A 4,250-nucleotide genomic window follows, 5' to 3' on the forward strand; every position below is an offset into this window, starting at 1 on the left:
GATATTGTTTGCGGCATTTGGGGCCCAGATTCCCCGGATGGGTGGGCCCGCCCGGCCACGGAATCGTGTGGTCCACATCGCAGGCGGTGGCGGGTTGGTCGCAGCCCGGGAACATGCAGGTCATGGCCCGCATCCGGACGAACTCGTCGATCGCGGTCGAGGGCCGGTACCGGGGCACCGCACCCAGATCAGTGGCCGAGGCCACCATGCGGATCTTCGCGCCGCGGGCCACCAGATCCGCCAGCACCGCTGGGGGTACCGTGCCGCCGCCGAGGATATAGCCGACGGGGGTGCGCACCGGCGCCGGCGGCCGCGCCGCCGCGGGCGCCGAGCCGGGCACCGGGGTGGGTGCAGGCTCGGACGTCGGACTCGGCGCGGGTGCCGGGCTTTCAGCCAGCCGCGTCTTTGAGTGCGGATGGGGCGAGGGGACCGGCTCCGGATCAGGAGCTGGCGCCGGCGGCGGCGTCGACTCCGGCGGCGTCGGCGGGGTTGGGGCCGGCGGGGTTGGCGTCGGGGCCAGGGGCCCGGCCGGATCCCCACTGAGCAGCGGATCAGCCACCGGCACCGGCAGCGCATCGGTCAGTACATGGATGAAAACCGCGGTGGCCCGGGCATCGGGCCCAGCGGCCGGGCAGTCCGGGATGCCGCATTGGCAGGCCAACCGGTCCCCACGGGCCGCCAACACCCCCAAGGCGTCGGCGCGGCGTTGCTCGAAGGTACGCGGATCGTTCTCGCAGACCTGGCGGGCCATCTCCGTCAACACCCGATCCAACAACTCAGCATCGGTCGCCAGGAGGGCACCCCAGATGGACGCCACCCCGGTCTCATCATCGGGTTTGCCGATCCCGACCCCACGGCGGCGGGCCGCCGTACGCACTTTGACCACGGCGGCGGGGTCGAACTTGTGCACCCAGCCGTCGATCTTGCGCTCGATCTCCTTGCGGGACAAGCCCGCCCATTCGGACAAGGCTCCGGCCAGCGCCGCGTCGAGCACGGCCAGGGTGTTGGCGTCCTCGACCAGGCGGGTGCGCCAGCAGATCAGCGACACCGTCCGCGCGGACACCCCGCCGTCGGCGAACACCGCCGCCACCCGCGGCAGGCGGAACCGCAACGCGAGGGCTGTGGCCATCTGCCCGGAGGCTTCCCGGGTGCTGATGCCCAGGGCGGCCCCGATCTCGCAGGCCGCGGCATCCCAACCATCGCAGGCCCACCACTGCCGATCACCCTGATCATCGACCCGCAACACCACCAGATCCGCGATCGCGAAAAAGCGGCCCGCCGCGCACCGGTTCTCCACCCGCGCGAAATGGACCATCGAGTCGACCACGGAGACATCGTGAACCAGCGTCCCGCTGGCTCCGACCCCCACATGTTCGAACATACTTGCGATTATGCCAGGCGGGTACGACACGCGCCATCACCCGAGACAACACACCGCGCACGATTACGTGAGGCAACGAATCGGCCCGGGCGCATCGTGAAACGAGGCAACCAACTGTCACCGATGTCCCGATACATCACCTTCGACACGTGTCACGAATGCGCCGGACACATCGATAACCCAGTCAGGAGCCGATCGAACCTTTTCGGTCGCCACTACGTGTCAACGGATATAGGACCGGAAGGACCCTGAGATGCGTACTGCACTAATAACTCTCATAGCTCTCACCGCTACGGCCGCCGTACTGGCACCCGTCGCTCCGGCGGCCGCCGAGTCGGCGATTGTCACGATAGGCCAATTGGAGGCCGAGGGATTCCATGTCAATGTCGACCGGGTGGGAAGCGCGCCACTCGATCAGTGCGTGGTGACCAGCGTCCGCAACCCACAGGAGCAGACGAAGTTCATCCGGGTGGACAACGGCCACGGCAGGGACGTCGTCGTCCCCATCGTGGTCCGTCGGACCATCACGGTGTCACTGGACTGCAGCCGCTAGCGCGGCCGCCGGCCGAAACCATAGGGAATTCCCGGATATCGCTGCACGCATTGCACCAATACCGTCGGAGACAGTTAGTTCAATGGGCACCGAGCCCCTGTATCCGACGGAGCGATCATGCCATCGATCGGCGCACGGCTTTCCGCATCACTCAGCGCAGCAACGATTTTGACGTATCTGGCGGCTATACCGGGACCTTCGGTGATGCCGCGGGTGCACGCTGACACCGAGGACCTGGACAGCATTGCCGCGACCGTGAACGCGGACTACGCCCGAAACTGCGGCGGACGTCTCCACAACAACCGGGACCTCGGAGCAATCGCGCAAGCGTATGCACGGTCGGAGAACGCCAACGATCTGATGGACCAGCGGTATCCAGGCCAGCGGGACGGATTCAAAGGCTCGGGCGATCCGATGGCTGCCGCGCTGACCGATGCCTACAAGCGCGGCGTCGGCAACGCGATATCCAACTGCACCTACAAGGATTTCGGCGTGGGCTTCGTCCGGATCGAGAACCGGGAGGTCGACGTCGTGACGGTCGTGTTCGGCATTCCCCCGGCAGCCACGCACGTCGAGCAGCACGTCACCGCGTACTGCTCGCCGCCGCGAGGGCAGGAGTGCTTTGCACACACCTCGGTGCACTTCGATGCCCTCATGGGTGAGCGCGCAACTGTCCGATACACCCCCGACCCCCAGGGTTGCTCGGATGCGAACTTCTATTTCGCCGTCGACGGCAAAGAAGACGCTGAGGCGCACCGGGGCCGACCCGGCCTGACCATTGACGGCCCAGAGTTCCGGATAGACCGAACCGGTGGGCACGACGTGAGTCTCCGTGCCGTCGGTATCGAGGGCGGCTGCAACACCGGCACGCTGCAATCATGGGGCGGCACAGTGGTGATCGACGCCAAGGCGCCGTAGTTTCAGTTCCCGATCACCGGCAACGTGATCGACGACGGATGCGCTGGGTCATGCAGGATGGTCTGCGTCGCCACCACGGTCGCCGCGTCGCGCCCGAAGGGCACGCCGGTGTTCGGGTTCGGCGCGAACTGCGGGTAGTCGCTGCTCGATATCTCCACCCGCACCCGGTCCCCCGCGCTGAGTTGGTAACTGGTGGGCCAGATTTGGATGCGGTACTCGTACGCCTGGCCGGGCACGATGGGCGTCGGCGCCGATAGCGAATCCCGGAACGACGCGCGAAGAATCCCGTTGTTGAGGTTGATCGCCGTCCCGTCCGGCTTCACCGCGACCAGCTTGGCCGTGAAATCGGTGTCCACAGCTGATGATTGGGCCCAGAGTTTGACGGTGGCCGGCCCTGTGATCTCGGTGTCGTGGGCCACCGGGTCGCCGGTGTAGACCAGCACGTCGGAGCGCTGCTCCACCGGCGTCTGGTCATACGGCCCCTGCGGACCGGAATGTGCACCGCAGCACGAGTGCCCGCCCAGGCTCGGCGCCGGATTCAGTGGGTCATAGGTGTAGGTGTCGGGAGGCTGCGGCCCGGGCAGCACCGGCAGCAGCTTCCCGTCGCGGGCGGCGATGCCCCCGGCACCGGACAGGTAGTAGTTGATCCACTGCGTTTGCGGGAGAGGCCAATTGGATGCCGTCTTCCAGGAGTTGGCGCCCATGGCGAAGTAGTCCACGCGGGGCTTTCCCGCCACACCGTTCTGTACGCCCTTCAGGAAGTGGTCGAACCACGCCAGCATCAGCTCGTTGATCGGACTGTTCCCCACTGCCCCAATAGCTTTGAGCATCGGCGCGGGCTCGGAATCAGGGCGCCCCCACGCGACGTGGTCCCACGGACCGATCACCAGGCGCTGGTTCGCCCGCGCGAAGTCGTTGCCGCCGTGAGCCACCATCCCGGCGAAGTTCTCGACGCCGCCGGCCAGGAAGGCGTCGTACCATCCCTCGAAGTGCAGCACCGGAATTCGCACGGCCGGATACCGGTCACGGATGCTGACCTGCTGCCAGAAGGTGTCGCGCGTATTGTGCCGGACCCAGTCGAAGTACCAGGGCGCAACCGCCGGGTTGTGCGGCTGCATCGGTGGAAGATCTTGTTGCGGGCGGAAATTCAGCCAGCGCGTCGGGTCCGCTCCGGCGTCCCGCAACAGCCGCTCCGCCTCGGCATCGCGCCGGTTCTCGGCCGCTCCGAGCGCGATCGACTCGATGGCCCACGGCTGCACAAAGGCCAGCCGGAACTCGCCGCCCTCGTAGGTCCAGCCGTCGTAGTAGTCCGATGCGGTGTTGGCGGGCACGATGGTCGTCAGGTGCGGCGGGCCCGTCACCGCCGCAAGCCATTGCGTCGCACCGACATACCACAAT

At 67.0% G+C, this 4,250-nt stretch carries 4 protein-coding genes; 2 read left to right on the forward strand and 2 right to left on the reverse strand.

Annotation, left to right across the window (positions count from 1 at the left end; translation table 11 throughout):
* Window positions 1-1,381 (reverse strand): HNH endonuclease signature motif containing protein (locus EB75_RS26585; RefSeq protein ID WP_073698220.1); only part of this gene is annotated, 1,381 nt, incomplete at its 3' end.
* A gap of 253 nt (window positions 1,382-1,634) precedes the next feature.
* On the opposite strand from EB75_RS26585, the gene EB75_RS26590 reads away from it, so the two are divergent.
* Together EB75_RS26590 and EB75_RS26595 are read left to right on the forward strand one after the other, a co-directional pair.
* Entirely contained in the window at window positions 1,635-1,934 is a 300-nt protein-coding gene (locus tag EB75_RS26590; RefSeq protein WP_073698221.1) for a hypothetical protein, read from the forward strand.
* 117 nt (window positions 1,935-2,051) lie between these two features.
* Window positions 2,052-2,852, forward strand: a complete 801-nt coding sequence (locus tag EB75_RS26595; protein ID WP_142239838.1) for a hypothetical protein — start codon at window positions 2,052-2,054, stop codon at window positions 2,850-2,852.
* Window positions 2,853-2,854: 2 nt separating this feature from the next.
* Here EB75_RS26595 and EB75_RS26600 read toward each other — a convergent pair.
* Window positions 2,855-4,250, reverse strand: a 1,396-nt coding sequence (locus EB75_RS26600; RefSeq protein ID WP_073698223.1) for a CocE/NonD family hydrolase, incomplete at its 5' end; no start/stop codon positions are given.

This window comes from Mycobacterium sp. ST-F2 (assembly GCF_001905655.1).
Lineage (GTDB): Bacteria > Actinomycetota > Actinomycetes > Mycobacteriales > Mycobacteriaceae > Mycobacterium.